The following is a 25237-nucleotide window of genomic DNA, read 5'->3' on the forward strand; positions in this document are numbered from 1 at the left end:
AGCCTTGAGACCTTAGGCGCGCAGCTAGCTGCACCCTGCGGCCCGATTCACGTGAGATGCCTCGTAACCTCCCTGTGTCAAAACACATTCGTTGCAAGACAACTCAAAGCTCCGTTGAGCGACACCAGGCAATTACAGAACGCCGCCATGAATAGCTGAAGTCCACACCTCAGGGGGCGTTGGTCGGTGCCGGCATCGCACCGTCACGGCCAGTTCCATCAGGACTGTCGTAGCCTCCCGATATTCTGCGGGTATGGAAAGCACGGCCTGGAGTGTGGAGAGCAGGGAGGCCCTGGCGGCTGTCGCGGCGTCCGCTGCTGAGTTGGCGGCCTTCACCGGTGCTGACCACGCTGATTCACCCGGCGCCGATCCGTTGCGGGACGCCGAAACTGATCCGCCGTGGGCTGATCCGTTGCGGGATTTGGCGGGTGCTTGCCTGGATGGTCTCGCCGGGGTGGCGCGGCTGGAGGCCCGGACCGCGGCGCTGAAGGTGCGGCTCGCCGCCGAGTACGTGCAGGCAACCACGGCACTGGCGCCGCCGGCAGTCTCCGCGCAGGACCACACGGTCCAGGAGCTCGCCGTGACCGCGGAGGTCGCCTGTGTCCTGACCGTCAGCGAACGCACCGCCAGCGCCCTGCTGTGCGAGTGCCAGGCACTGACGACGTCGCTGCCGCTGACCCTGGCGGCCCTGCAGGCCGGGACGATCTCCTGGGCCCATGCCCGGATCATCGTGGACGAAACCGCCGGCCTGGATCCGGCCGGGGCGGCCGGACTCGAAGCGCACTTCCTGGACCCCGGCGCGCCCGACCCGGCCCGCGGGTGCCCGGCCGGGGACCTCGTCCCGGGACGGTTCCGCACCAAGGCACGTGTGTGGCGGGAGCGTCACCATCCGGTCAGAATCGAAACCCGCCACATCAAGGGCGCTGCGGACCGGCGGGTGGAGTTCGTTCCGGACCGGGACGGCATGGCCTGGCTCAACACCTACCTCCCGGCCGGCACCGCCGCGGGGATCTGGGAACGGAGCACCGCCGCCGCCCGTGCCCTTCAGGGCCCGGACGAGGCCAGGACCCTGTCCCAGCTCCGCGCGGATGTGGCCGCCACCTGGCTCCTCACCGGTGGGACCGGTACCGATGCAGATGGCGGCGGCGCGGCAGGGGGTGTGCCGTCGCCGCGGGCGCAGGTCCTGATCACCGTCCCGGTCCTGACCCTGCTGGGCGCCGGGGAGGAACCGGCGGTCCTGGACGGGCACGGGCCGATCCCGCCGTCCATGGCCCGGGCCCTGGTCGCCGGCGGCGCCGGGTCCTTTTACCGGGTCCTGACCGACCCCCGCGACGGGGCGCCGCTGGAAATCGGCCGGACCAGCTACCGCCTCACCACGGCCCAGCGACGCTGGCTGCACCTGCGCGACGGCCGATGTCCCTTCCCCGGGTGTAGCAACCACTCGTTGGACAACGACGCAGACCACCTCCTGGCCTGGGCCAACGGAGGCACCACCGGCATCTCCAACCTGGGCCAGCCGTGCCCGAAACACCACCGGCTCAAACACGGCTCGGCCTGGACACCGGCCGGGGCCAGCAAACACAAACCGCCGGGGTGGACCTCCCCGTCCGGGCGGCACTATCCCAGCGAACAGCAGGACTGGGAACCACCCGACGGGCTAGCCGACATCCCGGCCAGGGACACACTCCCGGACCCAGGCCTGTCCGCGGACGAAAAGCCGGGCCACGGCCTGCCCGCGGACGCGCCGCTCACCGGGTATCCCGGCCAGAACGCGGACTGGGATCCCGACCAGGGCCTGCCTCCGGACCCCGGCCGGGACCCCTACACCGACCTGCCGCCCGATCCATTCACGGACTGGCACCTATTCACCCCCGGGCATCCATGGCCCGCCGCAGACACCGACCGCCAAGGCTGGCCAGCGCCTCCCGACGACCCAAACCCGGAGTACTTCCTGTCCCACTCTGCCTGAATGACCAGTTGTACGCCGATAAAGCGCGATCACCAACCAAATCGCTGGCACTTAGGGCACCAGGGCCGGTCTCCTGATTAGTTCCTGACGGGTTGGCATGGTGAACGATGGCGCGGACTGGCGACGTCGCGGATGCCCAAGGGGAGCGGATCGAATCGTTGATGCCAAAGTCCGACGTGAAACCGTGGCCGCAGGGCCGCTTTCAGCGCCATCCAGCCGGCTGGCGCCGTCGGGCGGTTAAGTCCGGCGGTAAGCGCAGCTTAGGCGGTCTCCCGAACGCCGCCCGAGGCGGGACGGTCCTGGTGTTCCACCGGGCATTCGGCGGCGTTTTTGGCTACGGGCTGTTCGACCGCGATGCCGTACAGCGCCTCAAGGGCGGCCACGTAGTCTTCCTGCTGGCCGTTGGCGGCGAGCTCGCGGGCCCGGACCGTGGGGACGTGCAGCAGCTGCTTGACCATCCGGCGGAGGGCGAACTCAACTTCCTCAGCCGCGGCGGTGCAGCCGTGGCGGGCCCGGACCTTTTCCATTTCCGTGTCCAGCACGTTCATGGTGTGCCGGCGCAGGGCGACGATGGCCGAGTCCACCGAGCGGGCCTCGCGTTCCTGTTCGAACGCGCTGGCCGCGCCGGCCACGATGCTGCGGGCCTGGGCCAGCGATTCGGCCTGTTCCTGCGGGGCGGCCAGGCGGACCGATTCCAGCGTGAGCAGTTCGACGCCGTCGAGTCCGCCGACGGCGGGATCAAAATCGTGGGTGAGGGCCAGATCGATGGCGATCAGCGGCTGGGACGAGGACGCCCGGACCCTGGCCAGTTCCGGTGCTTCAACGCGGGCGTCGGCGCCGCTGCAGCCGATCATAACGTCGGCGGCGGCGACGGCGGCCGGAAGGCTGTCGCCGTCGAGCGCGGTCCCGCCGCGGGTGGCGACGAAACCGGCGGCACGGCCGGAGGAGGAGTACACGGACACGTCCGTGCAGCCGCGTTCACGCAGCAGGGACATGGTGGCGCCGGCGTAGGCGCCGGTGCCGAACACCACGACCTTTTTGGTGGACCAGTCGGGGACTTCGGACAGCTCGGTAGCGAGGTCCAGGGCCACGGAGACCACCGAGAGGCCGCGGGCGCCCAGGGCGGTCTGGGCTCCGACGTCCTTGGCAGTCTTCGACGCCGCCTGGAAGAGCCGGACCAGGCCGGCGCTGGCCGTGCCTTCGTGCTGGGCCGTAATCAGGGCGCGGCGGACCTGGCCGGCGATTTCACGTTCGCCGACGACGGCGGAGTCCAGCCCGGAGCTGACGGAGAACAGGTGCCGGGTGACGTCCGCGCCCGTGCGGGTGCTGAAGGAACGCGCCACGAGCTGTTCGTCCAGTCCGGTGGAGCCGCTGAGCTGGGCGATGAGGGCCAGGCGGGCGTCTTCGACGTCGTCCTGCCGGGGCGCCTCACCGTAGATTTCGAAGCGGTTGCAGGTGGCAAGCACAATGGCACCCGCCACGGCCGGCGATCCGGCGAGGGCGGATGTGGCGAGCTCGGAAGCGCCGGTGCTCAGTTGAGCAACGGTCTCGAGGTCGATGTCGGCGTGGGTCGCCACCAGAGAAAAAAGAACCACAACGTGACAATCATAGCTTTTTCGTTCCCGTGTAGAACAACAGCCCGGCGTGCCACTGCACACGCGGGGTTGTGATTAACGCCACGGCCGGGCCGCAGCCCGGGTCGCTGCCCATGTCGGTGACAGTCTGTCGTTATCTTTTGGGGCTGATTTTCGGCACAATCGAAGTCATGACTTCTCGCGCTGCGGCAACTCCCGAACTCTCCGGCCTTGACGCCGGGCACCCTCTGATGGACGGCCGCACCGCGGATTCCCCGCTGATCACCGCCTACCGCGGCGGCAAGCCCTCCCGCCGCCCGGTGTGGTTCATGCGCCAGGCCGGCCGCTCGCTGCCCGAATACCTCAAGCTGCGCGAGGGGGTCGCGATGCTGGACTCCTGCCTGCGCCCGGAGCTGGCCTCCGAGATCACCCTGCAGCCGGTCCGCCGCCACGACGTCGACGCCGCCATCTTCTTCTCTGACATCGTCATTCCGCTCAAGCTGGCCGGAGTCGGCGTGGACATCGTGCCCGGCGTCGGTCCCGTGCTGGAGAAGCCGGTCCGCACCGCGGCCGACGTCGCCGCCCTGCCCCAGCTGACCTGGGAAGCCCTCGAGCCCATCCGCGAGGCCGTCCGGCTCACCGTGGCCCAGCTGGGAAAGACCCCGCTGATCGGTTTCGCCGGCGCGCCGTTCACGCTCGCGGCCTACATGGTCGAAGGCAAGCCCTCCCGCGACCACCTCGGCCCGCGCACCATGATGCACGCAGACCCGGAGACCTGGACCGCGCTGGCCAACTGGGCCGCGGACGCCTCCGGCATGTTCCTGCGCGCCCAGCTGGAAGCCGGCGCTTCCGCCGGCCAGCTCTTCGACTCCTGGGCAGGATCCCTCGGCCTGGCCGACTACAAACGCTTCGTCGCCCCGGCCTCCTCCCGCGCCCTGGACCACGTGCGTGACCTCGGCGCCCCGCTGATCCACTTCGGCACCGGCACCTCGGAACTGCTCGTCGCCATGCGCGACGTCGGCGTCGACGTCGTCGGGGTGGACTACCGGCTGCCCCTGGACGAAGCCAACCGCCGGCTGGGCGGCACGGTGCCGCTGCAGGGCAACATCGACCCCGCCCTGCTGTCCGCGCCCTGGGAGGTCCTGGAAGCCCACGTCCGCGAGGTCATCGCCGCCGGCGCCGCAGCCCCCGGCCACGTGCTGAACCTCGGCCACGGCGTGCCGCCGGACACCGATCCCGACGTGCTCACGCGCGTCGTCACACTCATCCACTCGATCTCCCCGGAGTAGGCGCGTGGAGGCAGCCCGCGGCCCCGCCGGGGACACCGCAGCGACCGCCGTGGTGGTGGGCGGGGGGATCTCCGGCCTGCTGGCTGCGCGCGAACTGGCCCGCGCTGGCGTCCGCACCACGGTCCTGGAGGCCTCCGGTGCGTGGGGCGGCTGTGTCGGCAGCCATGTCGTGGCCGGCCTGACCCTGGACAGCGGCGCCGAGTCCTTCGCCACCCGCTCCTCCGCCGTCGCGGATCTCGCCGCCGAACTGGAGCTGGCCGGGAAGATCGTCGCCCCGCAGCGGGGCGGGGCCTGGGTCCAGTTGCCCGACGGCCCGCGCGAACTTCCCCGCACCGGCGTCCTTGGCATCCCGGCCAACCCCTGGGACCCGGAAGTCCGCCGGTCCCTCGGCCTCCTCGGGTCGCTCCGGGCCTCGCTGGACAAGCTGCTGCCCGCCTCGCTGGGGACCAGGGACGAGGCCACGAGCGTCTCGGCCCTGGTCCGCGCACGGATGGGGCGGCGCGTGCTCGAACGGCTCGTGGCGCCCGTCGTCGGCGGGGTCCACTCCGCTGACCCGGACGTCCTGGACATCGACATGGTGGCCCCCGGCCTGCGCGCCGGGATCCGGGAGCACGGCTCCCTCGCTGCCGCCGTCGGGGCACAACGCCGTGGAGCCCCAACGGGGGCAGGGCCTGTCCCCGGGACTCCGGCACCAGGGCTGCAGAAGGCGGGATCGGCCGTCGCAGGACTGCGCGGCGGCATGCACACCCTGATCCTGGCCCAGCTGGCCGAGCTGCGCCGCCAGGGCGTGACGCTGCTCGGCAGCACCCGGGCCGACTCCGTGGAGCGCACTGCCGCCGGCTGGCGGGTTTCCGCGGGAGGCACCGCCTACGACGCCGGGCTCCTGGTCGTCGCCGTGGAAGGACCGGCCGCCATCGAGCTGCTCGCCGGCGTCCTGCCTGAGCTGGCCGGCCACCGCCCCGAGCCCGGACCCGACGTCAGCCTGGTCACCCTCGTGGTGGACCTGCCCCAGCTCGATGCCCGTCCGCGCGGCACCGGAGTCCTGGTCGCGCCGCAGAGCCCCGGAATCCAGGCCAAGGCCCTCACTCACGCCACCGCCAAATGGGAGTGGCTGGCCGAACAAGCCGGCCCGGGCACCCACGTTGTCCGGCTGTCCTACGGCCGCGGTGACGCCCGGCACGGGGCAGCAGTCCGGCCAGAGCCCGGCACAGACACGGAGCTGTTTGCGGCAGCCTTGAAGGACGCCTCAGCACTGCTCTCCGTTCCGGTCACCGCCGGCGACGTCGTGGACTGGGACGTTGTGCGCTGGGGCGGTGCACTGCCGTTCGCCTCGCTCGGACACAAGCGCCGCGTCGCGGAGGTGCGCAGCATCTGCGCGGCGGACGGCACCCTGGCGGTGGTGGGCGGCTGGCTGTCCGGCAACGGCCTGGCCGCGATCGTAGCCGACACCCCGGGCCAGGTCCGGCAGCTGCTGCCCTGACCCGGGAACCTGCCGGAGCCGGCGCCGGAATCCCCTGTGATGTGAAATAAAGCACTTCTACGCGCTGTAGAAGTGCTTCATTTCGACTTCACTGAGGGGAAGGGGCAGACTGGTATCCATGAGCCACACTTCTGCCGAAACTGTCACTAAAACTGAATCAGCCAGCGAAGAATCAGCCGAGCAGTTCTTCACCCTCTGGACGGTTTTCAAGCGCTCCGCCGACGTGCTCCGCAGCGGCGATGCTGCCGGGGAATACGAGGCCCTCACCGCACGGCTGGCCGAGGCCGGCGTGGTCCACCGCGGCAGCTACGACGTTTCCGCGATGCGCGCAGATGCCGACATCATGGTCTGGCTGCACGGCCCCCAGCCGGAAGCCCTTCAGCGCGCGGTCCGCGACATCCGCCGCAGCAAGCTGTTCACCGGCACTGAGATCGCCTGGTCCGCCATGGGAGTGCACCGGGTGGCCGAGTTCGCCAAGAACCACACCCCCGCCTTCTCGCGCGGGGTGGAACCGGCAGAGTGGCTCTGCGTCTACCCCTTCGTCCGCTCCTACGAGTGGTACCTGCTGCCCGACGCCGAACGCGGCGCGATGCTCCGCGACCACGGCCTGCTGGGCCGGGACTTCCCCCAGGTCATCTCCAACACGGTGTCCTCCTTCGCCCTCGGCGACTGGGAATGGATCCTGGGTCTGGAAGCCCCCGAGCTGGTGGACCTCGTGGACCTGATGCGCCACCTGCGCGCCACCGAAGCCCGCCACCATGTCCGCGAAGAAATCCCCTTCTACACCGGCCGCCGGGTCAGCGCCGCCGAGATTGCCGAGGTCCTATCATGAGCCCGCTGGATCCCCAGAACGCCGTCACAGCCGACACCACCATCAACGAGGTGACCGAAGCCGGCAGAATGGCCCCGAAGGCCTATGACGCCGTGCTGCTCGCCTCCTTCGGCGGCCCGGAAGGCCAGGATGACGTCCTTCCGTTCCTGCGCAACGTCACCCGCGGCCGCGGCATCCCGGACGAGCGCCTCGAAGAGGTCTCGCACCACTACCGCGCCAACGGCGGCATCAGCCCCATCAACTCCCAGAACCGCGAACTCAAGGCCGGCATCGAGGCCGAACTCGCCACCCGCGGCATCGACCTGCCCGTCTTCTGGGGCAACCGGAACTGGGCCCCCTACATCCCGCAGACCCTCCAGGAGATCTACGACGCCGGGCACCGCAAGGTCCTGATGGTCACCACCAGCGCCTACTCCTGCTACTCCAGCTGCCGCCAGTACCGCGAAGACATCGGCATCGCGCTGACCGAAACCGGCCTCGCCGGACGGCTCGAAGTCGATAAGGTCCGCCAGTACTTCGACCACCCCGGTTTCGTCGAGCCGTTCGTTGAAGGCACCGCCGCCGGCCTCGCCGACGTCCGCGCCCAGCTGGCCGCGGCCGGCACCCCGGACGCGCCCGTCCACATCCTGTTCGCCACGCACTCCATCCCCACCCGCGACGCCGAAGCATCGGGCCGCTCCGACGCGGAACCGCGCCACTTCGAGGAAGACTCCGCCTACGTCGCGCAGCACCTTGCCTCCGGCACCGAGGTCATCCGCCGCGTTGAGGCCGCCACCGGCGACACCGCCCCCTGGTCCCTCGTGTACCAGTCCCGTTCCGGTGCCCCGCACGTGCCGTGGCTGGAACCGGATATCAACGACGCCATCGAGGAACTAGCCGGCCAGGGCGTCAAGGGCATCGTGATCGTGCCGCTCGGCTTCGTCAGCGACCACATGGAAGTCGTCTGGGACCTCGATACCGAGGCCCTGGAAACCTGCGCCAAGCTGGACCTCGCCGCAACGCGGGTCCCCACGCCCGGAACACACCGCAAGTTCGTTGGCGGACTCGTGGACCTGGTCTGCGAGCGGACCGCGGCCAACAACATCGCCGACCGCCCGCACCTGACCAAGCTCGGCCCCTGGTACGACGTCTGCCGTCCGGGCTGCTGCGCCAACTTCCGCGGCGAAAAGCCGACCATCGCGGGCGCCGACACCACCATCGGCACCGGCCACGACCCCTACCCGGCCGCCGCTGCCGAAGCCACACCCGCTCCGGCGGCGGATCAGGCCGCACAGTGACCGTCCGGATCGGAACCCGCGCCAGCAAGCTGGCCCTCACCCAGACGCAGCAGACCGCGGACCAGCTGGCCGCCGTCGGAGGTTTCCCGATCGAGCTGATCCACATCCGCACCGACGGCGACGTCCTCACCGGCTCGCTGTCCCAGATGGGCGGCACCGGCGTCTTCGTCGCTGCCCTGCGTGATGCCCTGCTGCAGGACCGCTGCGACGTCGCGGTCCACTCGCTCAAGGACCTCCCCACCGGGGCAGCCCTCGGGCTGACACTCGCGGCGACGCCGAAACGCGCCGACGTCCGCGATGTGCTCTGCGCCCGCGACGGGCTCAAACTCGCCGACCTGCCCACCGGCGCCACCGTTGGCACCGGCTCGCCGCGGCGCGCAGCCCAGCTGCGGGCCGCCCGCCCGGACCTGGACATCCGCGACATCCGCGGCAACGTGGACACCCGGCTGGGCCGCGTCCCCGGGCTGCCGGGCAACAGCACCGATGCCGTGGTGGAGGGCAAAAGCTGCGATCTCGACGCCGTCGTGCTCGCCGCCGCCGGACTGCACCGGATCGGCCGGCTCGACGCCGTCAGCGAGCACCTCGAGACCGAGGTGATGCTGCCCGCCGCAGGGCAGGGCTCCCTCGCGATCGAATGCCGTTCCGCTGATGCGCCGCGCAAGGCGGGATCCACCGAAGGCTCGCAGGGCGTGCTCGCGCAGGCCCTCGCCGCCCTCGACGACCCCGACACGCGCCTTGCCGTCACCGCCGAACGTGCGCTCCTGGCCCGCCTCGAAGCCGGCTGCGCCGCGCCGGTGGGCGCCCACGCCTTCCGCAAGGGCAGCATGCTGCACCTGGAGGCCGTGGTCTGCGCCGTCGACGGAACAGCCGCTGTCCGGGACAAAAGAGCCACCGACGGACTGACCGAGGTCGGGGCCACCCTGCTCGGGATTGAGCTCGCCGAAGTCCTGCTGGCCCGCGGCGCAGCTGACATCGCGGACCTGGCTGCCTCCTGAACGGCGGAAACCATCAGGTCATGGGACGGCACAGCGGCCGCGACGACACGGACGGGCACGCCGTGATGAGGGTGCCCGAGGGCGCCCGGGTACTCGTCGCGCGCAGCCCGGACCGCGCCGGGGACCTGGTCGCGGCCCTGCGCAAGGTGGGCGCCGATCCGCTGCTGCTGCCGCTCATTGATTTTGAGCTCGCCCGTGACCAGCACTCCCTGGACGTCGCCTTCGACGCCCTCGGCGCCGGTGCCTACGCGTGGCTCGTGGTCAGCAGCGTGACCACGGTCCAGGCGCTTGAGGTTAAGGCCGCCGAACGGGGAACGGCCCTCAGCAGCTGGCTGCCGGGCAGCCTCCTCGTGGCCACGATCGGGCCCGCGACACGCCGTTTCCTCGAATCCCGGGGAATTCCGGTCGATCTGGCGCCCACCGGGCAGCAGTCCGGGGCCGGGCTGATCGATATCTGGCCTGAGCACCAGGGCAGCGTGCTCCTGCCGCAGGCCGACATCGCCGACCCCCGGCTCCGCCGCGGACTGGAGGCCCGCGGTGCCTTTGTGCAGGCCGTGACCGCGTACCGCACCGTGGACTACCCGGCCGACCCGGGCCGGAGCCTCGCCGCGTGCCAGCCCGCCACTCCGCAGGGGCACAATGCAGCCGCCGTGCTCACCCCGGAGCAGGCGAAAACCGAGATCGGCGCAGGCCGGCTCGCCGCCGTCGTCGCCGCCTCCCCGAGCGCGGCCCGGCGCATCCACGAGGACCTCGCCCCGCTGGGCACCTGCCGCTTCGTCGCGATCGGACAGTCCACCGCCGCCGAGGCGGAGTTCCTCGGCCTCACCGTCGCCGCCGTTGCCGAGGAACCCACCGCCTCCGGCCTGGTCGCCGCCGTCGTGCGGTCCCTGGCCGGCCGGCCGTCCCCACCACCTCAGCCAGCAGCAGAGCCCACAACTAAGGACACCGTATGAGCTTCCCGACCCACCGCCCCCGCCGGCTCCGCACCACCCCGGCCATGCGCCGGCTGAGCGCCGAACACCGCCTCTCGGCCGCGGAGCTCATCCTGCCCGCCTTCATCCGCGAAGGCCTGAGCCAGCCGAACCCCATCGCCTCGATGCCCGGCGTGCAGCAGCACACGACGGACTCACTGAAGCGCGCCGCCAGTGAGGCCGTGGCGCTCGGCGTCGGGGGCATCATGCTCTTCGGCATCCCCGCCGTCCGCGACGCGGCCGGCACCGCCTCACTGGACCCCGACGGCGTGCTGAACAAGGCTATCCGGGACGTCCGCGCCGAGGTCGGGGACGACCTCGTCATCATGAGCGACGTTTGCCTGGACGAATTCACCGACCACGGGCACTGCGGTGTCCTGGACGCCCACGGCTACGTGGACAACGACGCCACGCTCGAAATTTACGGCCGGATGGCCGTGGCCCAGGCGGAGGCCGGCGCCCACGTGCTCGGGCCCTCCGGGATGATGGACGGCCAGATCGGTGTGATCCGGCAGGCCCTGGAGGATGCCGGCCACGTCAATACCGCGGTCGTCGCCTACGCCGCGAAATACGCCTCGGCGTTCTACGGACCGTTCCGCGAAGCCGTCGATTCCCAGCTCAAAGGCGACCGCCGCACTTACCAGATGGACGCCGCGAACCGCCGCGAGGCGATCCTCGAAGTGGAGCTGGACCTCGCAGAGGGCGCCGACATGGTCATGGTGAAGCCCGCCATGAGCTACCTCGATATCCTCGCCGACGTCGCCGCCATGAGTTCCGTGCCGGTTGCCGCCTACCAGATCTCCGGTGAGTACTCGATGATCGAGGCCGCCGCCGCCAACGGCTGGATCGACCGCCGGGCCGCGATCACCGAATCGGTGCTGGGCATCAAACGCGCCGGGGCCAACATGGTCCTGACGTACTGGGCGAGCGAACTTGCCGGCTGGCTGAAAGAGTCCTGATGAGCACGTCGACCGGCCCTGCCTCCGGGTCCAACCCCACGGCGCCGGTGGGACCGGGGCGCATCCTGCTGGGTTTGAACACGTTCGGCGACGTCGGGGTGTTCCCCGACGGGCACCCGGTCCCGCATGCCCAGGTGCTGCGCCAGCTGCTGGAACAGGCCGAACTCGCGGACGAAGTGGGACTTCATGCCTTCGGGGTGGGGGAGCACCACCGCCGGGACTTCGCCGTGTCCGCCCCAGAGGTGTTCCTCGCGGCGGCGGCCGCCCGGACCAAGAGAATCCGGCTCGGCTCGGCCGTCACCGTTTTGAGCTCCGATGATCCCATCCGCGTCTTCCAGCGCTTCTCCACCGTGGACGCCATCTCCAACGGCCGGGCCGAGGTCATGCTGGGCCGCGGCTCCTTCGTCGAGTCCTTCCCGCTCTTCGGCCTCGATCTGGCCGACTACGAGGTCCTGTTCGAGGAGAAGCTCGAGCTCTTCGACAAGGCCCGCGCCCAAAAGCCCATCCACTGGGAGGGCCGCACCCGCCCGGCCATCAACGGGCTCAGCGCCTACCCGCCGCTGGAACACCACTCGCTGCCCGCCTGGATCGGAGTCGGCGGGACGCCCGAATCGGTACTCCGCTGCGCCGAATACGGCTACCCGATCATCTTCGCGATCATCGGCGGAGCGCCGCGGTCCTTCGCCCCGCTGGCGAACCTCTACCGCGAAGCGATGGCGAAATACGGCCACCCGATGCAGCAGCTGGCCACGCATTCCCCCGGCCACGTTGCCGAGACCGACGAGGATGCGCGGGAGGCGTTCTTCCCGCACTGGCTCGGCCAGCGCAACCTGATCGGCGCCGAGCGCGGCTGGGGCCCGGGCAACCGGGCCGAGTTCGACGCCCTGTGCAGCCCCGAGGGCGCCCTCTACGTCGGCTCCCCGGACACCGTTGCCGCGAAGATCGTGCTGCTCAAGGAGAACCTGGCCGTGGACCGCTTCGACCTCAAGTACAGCAACGGCACCCTGCCGCACAAGGCCATGATGCGCTCGATCGAGCTGTTCGGCACCGAGGTGGCGCCCCGGGTGGCCACCCGGCTGGCCGCGGCCTCCCCGCAGAACTGAACTGAAAGAATAGGAACCATGACTTCCAGCCACCCTCGCAACGAGGAACTCTTCGACCGCGCCCGCCAACTGATGCCCGGCGGCGTCAACTCGCCCGTCCGCGCGTTCGGCTCGGTCGGCGGCACGCCACGTTTTATGGTCTCCGCCAAGGGCCCGTACCTGACCGACGCCGACGGCGACGAATACGTCGACCTGGTCTGCTCCTGGGGCCCGGCCCTGCTGGGACATGCCCACCCGGCGGTCCTCGCCGCTGTGCACGCCGCGGTGGACCGCGGGCTGTCGTTCGGGGCATCCACCCCGGACGAGGCCAACCTCGCGGCGATCGTCCAGGAACGCGTCCCCGCCGCCGAACGGGTCCGGATGGTCTCCACCGGCACCGAGGCGACCATGACCGCTGTCCGGCTGGCCCGCGGTTTCACCGGCCGTGAGCTCATCATCAAGTTTGCCGGCTGCTACCACGGCCACCTCGACGGGCTGCTCGCCGCGGCCGGCTCCGGCCTCGCCACCCTGGCGCTGCCGGGCTCCGCCGGGGTCACTGCCGCCACTGCCGCCGAGACCCTCGTGCTGCCCTACAACGACCTCGCCGCCGTCGAGGCCGCCTTCGCCAGGCACGGCGAGAACATCGCCGCCGTCATCACCGAGGCGGCCCCCGCCAACATGGGTGTTGTCACCCCGGGGGAGGGCTTCAACGCGGGACTGTCCCGCATCACCCGCGAACACGGCGCCCTGCTGATCCTCGACGAGGTCCTCACCGGCTTCCGTACCGGGTACTCCGGCTACTGGGGTCTCACCGGCGGCGCGGCCGGCGCTGCGCAGCCGTGGACCCCGGACCTGCTCACCTTCGGCAAGGTCATCGGCGGCGGAATGCCGGCGGCAGCCCTCGCCGGCCGCGCGGACGTCATGGACTACCTCGCTCCGCTCGGCCCGGTCTACCAGGCGGGCACGCTGTCCGGGAACCCGGTGGCGATGGCCGCCGGCGTCGCGACCCTGACGCACGCCACCCCGGAGGTCTACTCCTTCGTGGACGCCCGCTCACTGGAGCTCTCCGCGGCACTGTCTGCGGCCCTGGACACGGCAGGGGTGGACCACTCGATCCAGCGCGCCGGCAACCTGTTCTCGGTGGCCTTCGGCACCTCCGCCCGGGGAGTGCACAACTACGACGACGCCCAGGGCCAGGAAGTGTTCCGCTACGCCCCGTTCTTCCACTCCATGCTGGACTCCGGGGTGTACCTGCCGCCGTCGGTCTTCGAAGCCTGGTTCCTGTCCGCAGCGCACGACGACGCCGCCATGAACCGGATCTTCGACGCCCTGCCGGCCGCTGCCAAGGCCGCGGCCGCCGCGAGGGCCTGACGCCGACGGCTGCACAGCCACGGCCGCCAGAACCCGCCCGCCGGTTCCGGCGGCGTTGTTAAACACTTGGGGCACCCGCCGCGGCGGGTGCCCCAAGTGTTTAAGCTGCCGTTCTGCGCGCTAGAGGACGTCCGAAAGGAAGCCCCGGAGCCGTTCCGTCTGCGGGTTCGTGAAGAGCTGTTCCGGCGGACCGGACTCCACGACGACCCCGGCGTCCATGAAGGTGACGGTGTCCGAGACGTTGCGGCAGAAGCCCATCTCGTGCGTCACAACAACCATGGTCATGCCGCCCTTGGCGAGATCGGCCATCAGTGCCAGCACACCCTTGACGAGCTCCGGGTCGAGGGCCGAGGTGGCCTCGTCGAAGAACATCACTTCCGGCTTCATGGCCAGCGCCCGCGCGATCGCCACGCGCTGCTGCTGCCCGCCGGAGAGGTTTGCCGGGCGGGCATCCGCCTTGTGCTTGAGCCCGACGAGGTCGAGCTGCTCAAGGGCCTCGGCCCGTGCCTGCTCGGCCGGGAGCTTGCGGAGCTTGCGCAGCGCCAGGGAGACATTGTCCACGACGGTCTTGTGCGGGAACAGGTTGAACTGCTGGAACACCATGCCGATGCGCTGGCGCAGTTCATCCGGATTGTCCTTGAGCACCGACCGCCCGTCCAGCAGGATGTCGCCCCGGTCAGGTTCGATCAGGCGGTTCATCACCCGCAGGAGCGTGGATTTGCCGGAACCGGACGGGCCGATCACGGACGCGGTCGTGCCTTTTTCGACCTGGAGGTCGATGCCGCGGAGAACGTGATTGGATCCGAAAGACAGGTGCAGGTTCTTGCCGGTCAGCGAGCCGGAGGCGAAGTCGCTCATGGCTGTGCTCCCTTCCCAATCAGGGCCGCGGCGTCATCCGGCTGGGGCTTCTCCGGCCGGCCCGTGCGCAGGCGTTTGTCGATGTAATTGACCAGGTGTGTGAGGGGGACCGTCAGCACGAGGTACATCGCAGCGGCAGCGATCAGCGGGGAGAGGTTTCCCGTGTTGGCGGCAGCGTCGTTGCCGATGCGGAAGATTTCCCGCTGGCTCGCGAGCAGGCCGAGCAGGTAGATCAGGGACGAGTCCTTGATCAGCGAGATGAACTGGTTCACCAGGGCCGGAAGCACGCGGCGGACGCCCTGCGGGATCACCACAAGCTGCATCGAGGAGTTGTAACTGAACCCCAGAGCCCTGGACGCCTCGAGCTGGCCCTTTTCCACGCTCTGGATGCCTGAGCGGAAGATCTCACCGATGTAGGCCGAGGCCATCAGCGTCAGGGCCAGGATGCCGAGCGGGAACGGGTTCGTGGAACCGGTCAGTTCCCGGATCAAGGGTCCGAGCCCGATCCCGATGAGCAGGATGACCACGATCGCGGGCACGCCGCGGAAGATATCCGTGTAGATCCTGGACAGCAACCGGAGCGCGGTGTTGCGGGACGTGCCCATGATGGCCAGGACCATGCCCAGGATGCACCCGAGCACGCCCGAGGAAACCGCCAGGATCAGGGTGTTGGGCAGGCCGACCGTGAGCATGTTCGGTACAACAGCTGCCATCGCCTCCCAATCAAAGAAGGTCTTTGCGAGTTGATCGAGTGCATCCATGGACTAGGACTTCGGGACGGTGACAGCCTTGGAACCCGGGGACCACGTGGCCGGGGTTTCACGGTCCGGGTACCATTCCTTGGTCAGCGTGGACCAGGTGCCGTCGGCAATCACGGCGTCGAGACCGGAGTTGAGTGCATCAATGAGGGCCTGGTTGTCCGAGTTCACGGCGTAGGAGGTGAAGTTCTGGGTGTTCACCACGGACTCGGCGATGACCGTGCCGTCGCCTTCCTTGACCTGTCCGGTGGCCTGCTGGGACGGAGCGACCCAGGCGTCCACCTGGCCGTTCTTCAGGTTGGCGTAGGCGGTGTTGTAGTCCTCGAAGCGGACCGGCTCGATCTGCAGGGTGTTGGTGACGTAGTCATCCTGCACGGTGCCCTGGACGACCGCGATGCGGGTGTCCTTGGTCAGGTCCTTGAAGCCCTTGATCTTGTCGTCTTCCTTGGCGACAACGGCCATGTAGCCGAAGTCGTAGCCGTTGGTGAATCCGACGGTCTTTCGCCGGGCGTCCGTGGTGGAGATCGAGGAGGATCCGAGATCGAACTGCTTGTTCTGGACCTGGGAGAGCAGGGACGCGAAGCCGGTCGCCTTGAACTCGACCTCGAGGCCAAGCTTTGCGGCGACGGCGCGCAGCAGCTCGTTGTCGTAGCCGGTGAACTTGCCGGACTCGTCGATGAAGATGTTCGGCGGGGCGTCAGAGAGGGTTCCGACGGTGAGGGTTCCCTCGCTCAGCAGGCCGAGCTGGGACTTGTCGATCTGGTCCAGGGCAGTGACGTCCGCGGTCGTGTACTTGTCCAGGGAAGTCTGGTCGCTGCCGGCGAGGGCATCGGTGGGGGTTCCGCTCGGGGCGGCTGCTCCGCCGCCGCACGCGGCCAGCGAGACGGCAACGGCGATCGCTACAGGAACCGTTGTCAGCCACTTCATGGCTTTGTTTTTCATCACGCAATCACTTTCATCGGACGTTAAATGGGGATCGGGGCCGCGCAGCGACCCCGGCCCCGGCGCTTCGGCGCAGGCAGGGGCAGGCAGGCCTGCGAAATATAAGTGTTTCACCCGACACGGAGGCTGGTTCAATCCGAATTAGTGCGCGGTGGCTGCCCGCTGCGCCGAATCCACTTCACGCGTGAGTGCTATCACCAGCGATCTGGGCGACGCGGAACGGGCGGGGCGGAATGATTGCCGGTGGCAGCCCGGGCCGCCGGAAGGGCACGGTTGTGTGAGTTCCGTCGCAAATGCTGGATTTGCGGGCCACGGACGCCTATTTGCGGGGCCACCGTGCCCAAAGGTTTCCCTTTAAGAAGCCGCGGCCCCTAGAAGTCCCCGCGGCTGGCGTCCTCGGGCGGCAGCACCGGCCAGTCGCCTTCGATCACGGCAGCGGGCTTGGTCTTGCGCAGGTAGCTCTGGAAATCGGAGGCCTGGGCGGAGGCCCACTCGATCTGGAGCTGGTGCAGGTGGCTGGCCGGCATCTGAAGCTTGGGGAATTTCCCGGCCATGGCGTCGAGCATGCGCAGGGTGGCCAGGGCATCGGCTGCCGAGGTGTGGGCGTTGTCCAGGTTCACCCCGTACTCCTCGCAGAGCGCCGTGAGGGTGCGCTTGCCCTTGCGGTAGCGGTCAACCTGCTTGTTCATGATGTACGGATCCAGGACCGGGAAGCGGGTCAGCTGCGGCACACCGTAACGGGCCGACTCGGCGGCGAGCACGGTGAAGTCGTAGCTGGCGTTGAAGGCGATGACCGGCACGCCGGCGTCGAAGAGTTCCTGGAGCACCGCGGCGACCTCCCGCGTTACATCCGCGGCAGGGCGGCCCTCACTGCGGGCCCGCTCTGTCGTGACGCCATGGATGTCGCTGGCCTCCGTCGGAATGTCAACCCCGGGATCGGCGAGCCATTCGTGTTCCTTGATGATCCCGCCGCCGGCATCCACCACGGTGATGGACGCCGTGACGATCCGCGCGGAACGGGAGTTCCGCCCTGTGGTTTCAAGGTCGAAGGCTGCGCGGGGGAGGGTGTGCCAAGTGCTCATGCTTCAACGCTACCTGCTGCCACCGACAGAAATACGCCACCACCCCGCGCCCCGGTCCGCGTCACGGCGCCCCCACCACGGAATGCCCGCAGGCCGGTGGTGGTCCGCTCCGGCCGCCCGTTCCAGCGCCCCGGCCGTTAGGCTTGTTTTATGCGGATGGAGTATATGGAGGCGGTGCTGGACGTGGTGGCGCTGATCCCGGCAGGCGCCGTGGTGGCGTACGGTGACGTCGCCGAGCTCCTAGGATCCGGCGGCGCCCGGCAGATCGGCTCCGTCATGAGCCATCACGGCAGTTCCGTGCCCTGGTGGCGGGTCCTGAAGGCCAGCGGCGACGCGCCCCCGGGGCACGAACGTGAGGCCCTCGCCCTGTACACCCTGGAAGGAACCCCGCTGCTGGGACATTATGCGGAGTACCTCCGCACCGGCGAGGGACGCTGGCGCGTGGACCTGATGGCCGCCCGCTGGGCACCGGGCGACGGTGAGTTCGACCGGATCGACGCCGTGGCCGAGCGGCTGGAACGGTCCTTGCGCAAACTGTCGGTCCCGGATGATGAAATGACTGTGTGAGCATCCCCAGCAAGAGCCCCCAGCCCCCCCAGCCCACATCACCACAGCCCGCATCAACACAGCCCGCCACCAGCGGGCCCCCCAAGGCCCGCCAGCGTCCCGCCGGGCCGCGCGCCTCCGGCTCCGCACTTCGCCTGCTGCCGCCGCGCAAGCTGCACAACGCCGCCCCTGTGCTGACGGCGGACCAGCTCGCCGCCGTCGAGGTCCCGCACGGCTCCGGCCCGGTCCTGATCCCCGGAGCGCCGGGGACCGGCAAATCGACCGTGCTCGTCGAAGCAGCCGTCCGGCGCGCGCAAAGGGACGGCATCGATCCCGAACGGATGCTCATCCTCGCCCCCGGGCGCCTCGCCGCCGACACACTCCGGGACCGCTTCACCGCGCGGCTGGACCGCAGTTTGAGCACGACGCCGGCCCGCACCTGGGCGTCGTACGCCTTCGACCTGATCCGGCGCGCCAAGGCCGAAGGGATCCTGCCGTTGCCGCGCCCGCCGAAACTCCTGTCCGGCCCGGAACAGGACCTGATCATCAAGGAGCTCCTCGAAGGCCACGCGCAGCCCGGACTCGAGCTGCCCTGGCCGGCGGACCTGGGAGCTGCCCTGCAGACCCGCGGGTTCCGGCAGGAGGTCCGCCAACTCTTTGACCGGATCATCGAATCCGGGCGGACCGCCGAGGACCTGGTGGTCCTCGCCCGGCGCTGCCACCGGCCGGACTGGGTGGCCGCGGCCGCGCTGTACGCGGAGTACCGCGACGTGCTGGACCTGCGTATGCCCGAATCCTTCGACCCGGCCGGCATCATCACCGCAGCCCGGCAGATCTTCCAGGACGAACCGGACTTCCTCGCCGCCGAACGCGACCGGCTCCAGCTGGTGCTGGTGGACGACATGCAGGAAGCCAACCCTGCCGTGTTCGAACTGCTCGCGGATATCGCCGCGGGCAAGGAGGCCCTCATCACGTCATCGCCGGACACTGTGGTCCAGGGGTTCCGCGGCGCCCGCCCGGACCTGGTGGCCGAGCTTCCCCGGCTGCTCGCCCCGGCCGGCGGCACCGTCCTCGAACGGCCGCTCTGGACCGCGCACCGCCACGCCCCGGCGGTGGCGGACGCCTGGCTGTCCGTCGCCGGACGGATCTCCCTCCGCGCCGGCGGGCAGTCCGCGCGCCGGCTCGACCAGCCCCGGAATCCCGGCTCCGCCGGCGGCTCCGTCGAAGCGCACCTGCTGCCCTCGCCCGTGCATGAACTGCGCTATGTGGCGCAGCGGATCCTTCAGGCCCAGCTCACCGACGGCCGCGACCTCGGTGACATTGCCGTGATCGTTCGCAACGGCGGCCAGCTCAGCCAGCTGCAACGCTACCTCGCAGGCCAGGGCATCCCGGTGCGGATCCCGGTGGCCGAATCCGCCGTCCGCGACGAGGTCGCCGTCCGGCCGCTGCTGGATGCCTATGCCGTGGCGCTGGACCCGGCCGTGCTGACCCCCGAGTCGGCCGTGGCGCTGCTGACCTCACGGATCGGCGGATCCACCGCGATCGAGCTGCGGCGCCTGCGCCAGTCCCTGCGCCGGGAGGAACTCCTGGGCGGCGGCGGCCGCACCAGCGACGTGCTCCTCGTCGAGGCGCTGGACGAACCGGGCGCGCTGGCGACCCTGGGCATCGAGGGGCACTCCGCGCGCCGGATCGCCCGGATGATCCAGGCCGGCCGGGACGCTGCCCAGGCGCCCGGCGGCAACGCTGAAACGGTGCTCTGGGCGCTCTGGAACTCCACCGGCCTCGCCGCGCGCTGGACCGAGGCGGCGCTGGCCGGCGGATCGGCCGGTGCCCGGGCTGACCGGGACCTCGATGCCATGATGGCCCTCTTCCACACCGCCGAACGCTTTGTGGACCAGCTCCCCGGGTCCGGACCGGAGCAGTTCCTCGAGTACCTGCTCAGCCAGGAGCTCCCGATGGACACCCTCGCCGCGAGGGCCCAGCTGGAGGATGCGGTGGAACTGATGACCCCGGCCAGCGCCGCCGGCCGGGAATGGCCCGTGGTCATCGTCCCCGGCCTGCAGGAGGGCGTGTGGCCCAACACCAGGCTCCGCGGCGAACTGCTCGGCAGCACGCTGTTCGCGGACGCCGTCGAGCACGGCGTGGACTACGCCCTGCAGCTGGATCCGCTCAGCCGGCTGCGCGAAATCCGCTATGACGAACTGCGCAGCTTCTCCACCGCGGTGTCGCGGGCACAGCAGGTGCTGATCTGCACCGCCGTGTCCTCGGAGGACGAACAGCCGTCCTCGTTTTTGGACTACGTGGCGCCGCTGGACCCGGACCAGGACCGGCGCGGCTTCACCCCGGTGGAACGTCCGCTCACCCTGCGCGCCCTGGTCGCCGAATTGCGCCAGTACGCCCAGCTCGACGCCGGGACCCCCGAAGCCCAGGAGGCCAGCACCGTTCTCGGCGCCCTGGCCGCGGCCGAGCCGGCCGTACCCGGCGCGCACCCCGCCAGCTGGTGGGGCCTTGCGCCACTGTCCACCGAGGAGCCCGTCGTTCCGCCGGGCGGCACCGTCTACGTCTCGCCGTCGAAAGTGGAAACCGTGCAGAAATCGCCGCTGGACTGGTTTGTCCAGGCCGCCGGCGGGGAGGCCGCCACCGACTTCGCGCGCAGCCTGGGCACCCTGGTCCACGCGATCGCGCAGGATCTGCCGGATGCCTCCGGGACCGAATACGTGGCCGAACTTGTCCGCCGCTGGCCGGCGCTGGGGATGAAGGACAACTGGGAGGGCAAGCTGGACTTCCAGCGCGCCGAAACCATGGTCCGGAAGCTCGCCCAGTACGTGCTGGTGATGCGCAGCGAAGGCCGCTCCCTGGTCGGCGTCGAGCTGGACTTCGAAGTCAAACTCCCCGACATTGTGGACCCGGCCGGACGCACCGGCGCTGATGCCGGCGCTGGCGCGGATCGCGACGCCTGGCCGGCCCGCCCGGCCGTGCTGCGCGGCCAGGTCGACCGGCTGGAGATCGACGCCGAGGGCAGGCTCGTCGTCGTGGACCTCAAGACCGGCAAACGGCAGCCCGGCAAGGCCGACCTCGAGCGGCACCCGCAGCTGGGCGCCTACCAGGCCGCGGTGCTGGCCGGCGGCTTTGCCGGTCCTGACGACGGCCCGCCCCCCTTGCCCGGCGGGGCCGTCCTGGCCCAGCTCGGCACATCCACCAAGAGCCCGGGCATCCAGGCCCAGGCCCCGCTGGACCCGGCGGAGAACTGGGCCCTGGACATGGCCGGCGAGGCCGCCCGGGTGATGTCCGGGACCACCTTCGAGGCCCGCCACGATCCGTCCAAGGCCGGCCACGGCGGCCACGGCTGCCGCCTTCCCGAAGTCTGCCCGCTGTGCCTGCGGGGAAAGCAGGTTACCGAATGAGCCCCGAGACAACAACTGCTGCTGCCGCCGCGCCCGCAGCCCTTCCCGCAGCCCCTCCAACCGCCCTTCCAACCTCTCTTCCACTCGCTCCTCCACCCCCTCCTCCAACCCCGAGATTCACCCCCGAGGAGCTCTCCGCCCTGCTGGGCGAGAAGAACAGCCCCACGGCCGAGCAGTCGCACATCATTTCCTCCCCGCTCTCACCCCGGCTCGTCATCGCCGGTGCCGGCTCGGGCAAGACCGCCACCATGGCCGACCGCGTGGTGTGGCTCGTCGCCAACGGGTGGGTCCGGCCGGAGGAAGTGCTTGGCGTGACCTTCACCCGGAAGGCCGCCGGGGAGCTGGCCACCCGCATCCGCGCGAAGCTGGCCGCGCTGCAGCGCATCGCCGCGGAAGACACGCAGAACCGGGTGTTCCCCGCCGGGCTTCTCAGCACCGACGCGCTCGAACCCAAGGTCTCCACCTACCACTCGTACGCCAGCGGGATCGTGTCCGACTACGGGCTCCGGCTCGGCGTCGAGCGTGACGTCGTTCTCCTCGGCGGTGCCCAGTCCTTCCAGCTCGCCAGCGAGGTCGTGGAAGCCTTCGACGGCGAGTACGAGCACTTCCGCTCCGCCAAATCCACCCTGGTCAAAGCAGTCATCCAGCTCGCCGGCGAGTGCTCTGAGCACCTCCAGGACCCGGCCGGAGTCCGCAGCTGGCTGCTGGACCGGGTGTCCGAGTTCGAGGCGCTGCCCTACCTCGCCACTGCCAAAAAGAACCCCAGCCAGGCCGTGGGCGAACTCAGCGGGCTGCTGCGCACCCGGGCCAGCGTCGCGGAGATGGTGGGACGCTACACGGACGCCAAGCGCGCCCGCGGCGCCCTCGACTTCGGCGACCTGGTGGCCCTCGCCGCCCGCGTCGCCAACGAGATCCCGGTCGCCGCCCAAACCGAACGCCAGCGCTACAAGGTGGTGCTGCTGGACGAGTTCCAGGACACCTCACACGCCCAGCTCGTGCTCTTTTCCCGGTTGTTCGGCGACGGCCACGCCGTCACCGCGGTGGGGGATCCCAACCAGTCCATCTACGGCTTCCGCGGCGCCTCCGCCGGCCAGCTCTTCCACTTCGTCCGCGAATTCCCGGTGCGGCTTCCCTCCGAGGACTCCGGCGACGCCGCTGCGGGCACTGTCGGCGCCGACAACACTGCCGGCACTGCCGGCACCGACAACACTCCGGGCACTGGGGGCAGTGCCGCCACCGCGGGTCCGGCTCGCTTTGCCGTCGCCCCGACGTCGTACCTCACCACGGCGTGGCGCAACGGCCGGACCATCCTCTCCGCCGCCAACGTCATTTCGGCACCGCTCAGCAAAGCCGCAGCCCGGACCGGCCCGGCCGGCGAACGGGAAACCGCCGGGGGTGTCGAGGTTCCGCCGCTGCAGCCCAGCCCGGCCGCGGTCCAGGGCCGCGTGGTGATGGGCCGTTTTGGCACCGACGAGGACGAGGCCGCGGCCATCGCGGGCGACGTGCTGAAGTTCCGGGTGACCGACTTTGACGGGTCGGCAGCGGAGCCCGAGCCTCCCGCCATGGCGGTGCTGTGCCGCCGGCGCGCCCAGATGGAGTGCATCCGCCGGGAATTCGAGGTGCGCGGGATCCCGTACGAGATCGTCGGCCTCGGCGGTCTCCTGGACACGCCCGAGATCGTCGACCTCGTCGCGACCCTGCGGGTGCTGGCCGATCCGGGCCGGTCCGATTCGCTGATGCGCCTGCTCGCCGGGGCCCGCTGGCGGATCGGACCCGCGGACCTGATGGCCCTGCGGGACTGGTCCAGTTTCCTCGCCCGGCGCCGCGGACGCCCCGGTGCCCCAGGCGACGACGCCGACGCCAATGACGGCGCGGAGGCCGCAGCGATCGAGGGCGACCTCACGGACGCCGCCAGCCTGGTCGAGGCCCTCGACTGGCTGCCGCGCGAAGGCTGGACCTCCGCGCACGGCCGCCAGCTCAGCGCCGAGGGGATGGAGCGGCTGCAGCGGCTCTCGGCGGAACTCCGGCAACTGCGCGGCTACATGGGCGATGACCTCACCACCCTGCTCGGCGAGGTGGAGCGGGCCATGCTGCTGGACATCGAGGTATCCGCGCGGCCCGCGATCAGCATTCATCAGGCCCGCCGCAACCTGGATGCCTTCCAGGACGCCGCCGCCGGGTTCCTGCACACCTCCCACCGGGTCGACGTGCTCGCCTTCCTGGCCTGGCTGGAGGCCGCGGCCGTGGAAGAGAACGGCCTGGACGCCGCCGCGCCGGACGTGAACCACGAAGCGGTGCAACTGCTGACCGTGCACGCCTCCAAGGGCCTGGAATGGGATGTGGTGTTCGTGCCCGGGCTCAACGCCGGAGCCTTCCCCAGCAGCCGGGACTCACGCTGGAGCAGCGGCAGCGCCGCACTGCCGTGGCCGCTGCGCGGGGACCGCGCGGACCTGCCGCAGTGGGACCTTGACCACCCGGACCAAAAAGGCTGGCTCGACGCCGAGAAGGAGTTCAAGTCCGCCGTGCAGGTTCACGGCGCGGCCGAAGAGCGGCGGCTGGCCTACGTGGCCTACACCCGGGCGAAACACGTGCTGTGGGTATCCAGCGCCGCCTGGGTGGGCTCGCGTGCCGGGATGGCCGATATGTCGGACTTCCTGACCGAACTGGAGGTGCTGGTTGCCGACGGCGCCGCCGCGGTCCACCCGCAGTCCGTCAGTGAGGATTTCCTGCCGGAGGTGAGCCCGCTGACCTCGGAGCTGGAGGTCGCCGGCTGGCCATATGATCCGCTTGAGGGGCCCATCGATCCGCGCACCGGGTCCCGGCTGCGCCTGGTTCCCGGCCGCCGGGCGGCCATGGAGTCCGCGGCGGCCCGGGTGTTGGCGTCCCTGGACTCCGGCGTGCTGCAGGGTGCCGCCGCCGGGCCGTGCGCGCCCGGCCCGGACAAGCGCCGGCCGCTGCGCGGCCCCGCCGGCGGCTGGGCATCCGAGGCCGCGACCCTGCTGGAACGCCGGTCCCGCCGGACTGCCGTCCACGACGTTCACCTGCCGGGGCACATCTCCGCGTCCACCCTGGTGGATCTGGACGGCGACGCCGGCTCGGTCGTCGCCCGGCTCCGCCGCCCGGTCCCGCGGGAACCGGGGATGTCCGCCCGCAAGGGCACCGCCTTCCACGCCTGGGTGGAGGAGTACTTCGGCGCCGCCGGCATGCTTGACCTTGGCGAGGCGGCCGGCTCCGACGACCACATCGACGCAGCATACGGTCTGGACAGCATGGTGGAAACATTCCGCCAGTCCGAGTGGGCCAACCGCGCGCCCGCCCACGTTGAGGTGCCGGTGGAGACCCGGATCGGTGACGTCGTGGTCCGCGGCCGGATCGATGCCGTCTTCCGCGATGCCGACGGCGGCTGGGACCTCGTGGACTGGAAGACCGGCCGCCGGCCGTCCGCCGCGCAACTGAAGACCAAAGCGGTCCAGCTGGCCGTGTACCGGCTGGCCTGGGCCCGGCTCAAGGGCGTCCCGTTGGAGCAGGTCAGGGCGGCGTTCTACTACGTGGCGGACGACCAGGTGGTCCGGCCGCACGATCTCGGCTCAGCGGAACGGCTCGAACGGATCGTGGCCACGGCGCTGGGGACCGGCTAGCGGGACTTCGGCGGTACCACCGTGAGCGCGGTGGTCGAGGTGTCGTCCGCCGGGGCCTCGCGCGGACCCACGGTGCCGGCGCGGGCCTGCGCCTCGTCCCGGGCTTGCGCATCGTCCCGGGCTTGCGCATCGTCCTGGGCCGGCGCATCGGCCTGGACGATGGCGATCAACTGGGTTGAGGTGTCTTCCGCGGAGGCCTCTTCGGCGGCC

The 25237-nt window shown here is 70.4% G+C and carries 18 protein-coding genes; 13 read left to right on the top strand and 5 right to left on the bottom strand.

The features are described 5' to 3' along the window. Nucleotides 1–253 precede the first annotated feature (253 nt). A complete protein-coding gene (locus ACZYX4_RS12365; protein ID WP_463876264.1) occupies nt 254–1969 on the top strand; it encodes an HNH endonuclease signature motif containing protein in 1716 nt (571 codons plus the stop codon). 260 nt (nt 1970–2229) lie between these two features. Here ACZYX4_RS12365 and ACZYX4_RS12370 read toward each other — a convergent pair whose 3' ends face one another. Continuing rightward, entirely contained in the window at nt 2230–3564 is a 1335-nt protein-coding gene (locus tag ACZYX4_RS12370; protein WP_463876267.1) for a glutamyl-tRNA reductase, read from the bottom strand. Nucleotides 3565–3734: 170 nt separating this feature from the next. On the opposite strand from ACZYX4_RS12370, the gene hemE reads away from it, so the two are divergent. The 9 genes from hemE (at nt 3735) to hemL (ending at nt 13799) form a co-directional block, all read left to right on the top strand. Beyond that, entirely contained in the window at nt 3735–4832 is a 1098-nt protein-coding gene (gene hemE / locus ACZYX4_RS12375) for a uroporphyrinogen decarboxylase (RefSeq protein ID WP_463876269.1), read from the top strand. A gap of 4 nt (nt 4833–4836) precedes the next feature. After that, nucleotides 4837–6312 carry a protoporphyrinogen oxidase gene (gene hemG / locus ACZYX4_RS12380; protein WP_463876272.1) on the top strand — a complete coding sequence of 492 codons (1476 nt, stop codon included), beginning with the start codon at nt 4837–4839 and terminating at the stop codon, nt 6310–6312. Between the two features lie 118 nt (nt 6313–6430). Then, nucleotides 6431–7144 carry a hydrogen peroxide-dependent heme synthase gene (gene hemQ, locus ACZYX4_RS12385; RefSeq protein WP_463876275.1) on the top strand — a complete coding sequence of 238 codons (714 nt, stop codon included), beginning with the start codon at nt 6431–6433 and terminating at the stop codon, nt 7142–7144. Continuing rightward, nucleotides 7141–8421: a ferrochelatase gene (locus ACZYX4_RS12390; RefSeq protein ID WP_463876277.1), complete on the top strand. Its 1281-nt coding sequence runs from the start codon at nt 7141–7143 to the stop codon at nt 8419–8421. Before hemQ ends, ACZYX4_RS12390 begins: the two co-directional genes overlap by 4 nt. Further along, nucleotides 8418–9416, top strand: coding sequence for a hydroxymethylbilane synthase (hemC, locus tag ACZYX4_RS12395; RefSeq protein WP_463876279.1), 999 nt, complete (start codon nt 8418–8420; stop codon nt 9414–9416). Before ACZYX4_RS12390 ends, hemC begins: the two co-directional genes overlap by 4 nt. Before the next feature lie 20 nt (nt 9417–9436). Beyond that, a complete protein-coding gene (locus ACZYX4_RS12400) occupies nt 9437–10369 on the top strand; it encodes a uroporphyrinogen-III synthase (RefSeq protein ID WP_463876281.1) in 933 nt (310 codons plus the stop codon). After that, a complete protein-coding gene (gene hemB / locus ACZYX4_RS12405) occupies nt 10366–11346 on the top strand; it encodes a porphobilinogen synthase (protein ID WP_463876283.1) in 981 nt (326 codons plus the stop codon). The genes ACZYX4_RS12400 and hemB overlap by 4 nt, the downstream gene beginning before the upstream one ends. Continuing rightward, nucleotides 11346–12449 carry an LLM class flavin-dependent oxidoreductase gene (locus ACZYX4_RS12410; RefSeq protein ID WP_463876285.1) on the top strand — a complete coding sequence of 368 codons (1104 nt, stop codon included), beginning with the start codon at nt 11346–11348 and terminating at the stop codon, nt 12447–12449. The genes hemB and ACZYX4_RS12410 overlap by 1 nt, the downstream gene beginning before the upstream one ends. An 18-nt stretch (nt 12450–12467) precedes the next feature. Next, a complete protein-coding gene (gene hemL / locus ACZYX4_RS12415) occupies nt 12468–13799 on the top strand; it encodes a glutamate-1-semialdehyde 2,1-aminomutase (protein ID WP_463876287.1) in 1332 nt (443 codons plus the stop codon). A gap of 120 nt (nt 13800–13919) precedes the next feature. Here the strand turns inward: hemL and ACZYX4_RS12420 are convergent, their stop codons facing one another. The 4 genes from ACZYX4_RS12420 to ACZYX4_RS12435 all read right to left on the bottom strand — a co-directional run bounded on the left by ACZYX4_RS12420 (nt 13920) and on the right by ACZYX4_RS12435 (nt 17439). Next, on the bottom strand, nt 13920–14657 hold the full coding sequence (locus tag ACZYX4_RS12420; protein ID WP_463876289.1) for an amino acid ABC transporter ATP-binding protein: 738 nt from the start codon (nt 14655–14657) through the stop codon (nt 13920–13922). Next, nucleotides 14654–15418: an amino acid ABC transporter permease gene (locus tag ACZYX4_RS12425; protein ID WP_463876291.1), complete on the bottom strand. Its 765-nt coding sequence runs from the start codon at nt 15416–15418 to the stop codon at nt 14654–14656. The genes ACZYX4_RS12420 and ACZYX4_RS12425 overlap by 4 nt, the downstream gene beginning before the upstream one ends. Nucleotides 15419–15421: 3 nt before the next feature. Then, on the bottom strand, nt 15422–16357 hold the full coding sequence (locus ACZYX4_RS12430) for a substrate-binding periplasmic protein (RefSeq protein WP_463876413.1): 936 nt from the start codon (nt 16355–16357) through the stop codon (nt 15422–15424). A gap of 371 nt (nt 16358–16728) precedes the next feature. After that, entirely contained in the window at nt 16729–17439 is a 711-nt protein-coding gene (locus tag ACZYX4_RS12435) for an exonuclease domain-containing protein (protein ID WP_463876292.1), read from the bottom strand. Nucleotides 17440–17589: 150 nt separating this feature from the next. Between ACZYX4_RS12435 and ACZYX4_RS12440 the strand changes: the two genes are divergently transcribed. The 3 genes from ACZYX4_RS12440 (at nt 17590) to ACZYX4_RS12450 (ending at nt 25027) form a co-directional block, all read left to right on the top strand. Continuing rightward, entirely contained in the window at nt 17590–18006 is a 417-nt protein-coding gene (locus ACZYX4_RS12440) for an MGMT family protein (RefSeq protein ID WP_463876293.1), read from the top strand. 134 nt (nt 18007–18140) lie between these two features. After that, the gene (locus ACZYX4_RS12445) at nt 18141–21389 is read left to right on the top strand and encodes an ATP-dependent helicase (protein WP_463876415.1); all 3249 of its coding nucleotides are present in this window, start codon (nt 18141–18143) and stop codon (nt 21387–21389) included. Then, entirely contained in the window at nt 21386–25027 is a 3642-nt protein-coding gene (locus tag ACZYX4_RS12450; RefSeq protein WP_463876294.1) for an ATP-dependent helicase, read from the top strand. Before ACZYX4_RS12445 ends, ACZYX4_RS12450 begins: the two co-directional genes overlap by 4 nt. Nucleotides 25028–25237 lie beyond the last annotated feature (210 nt).

The sequence above is a fragment of the Pseudarthrobacter leeuwenhoeki genome, assembly GCF_055412885.1.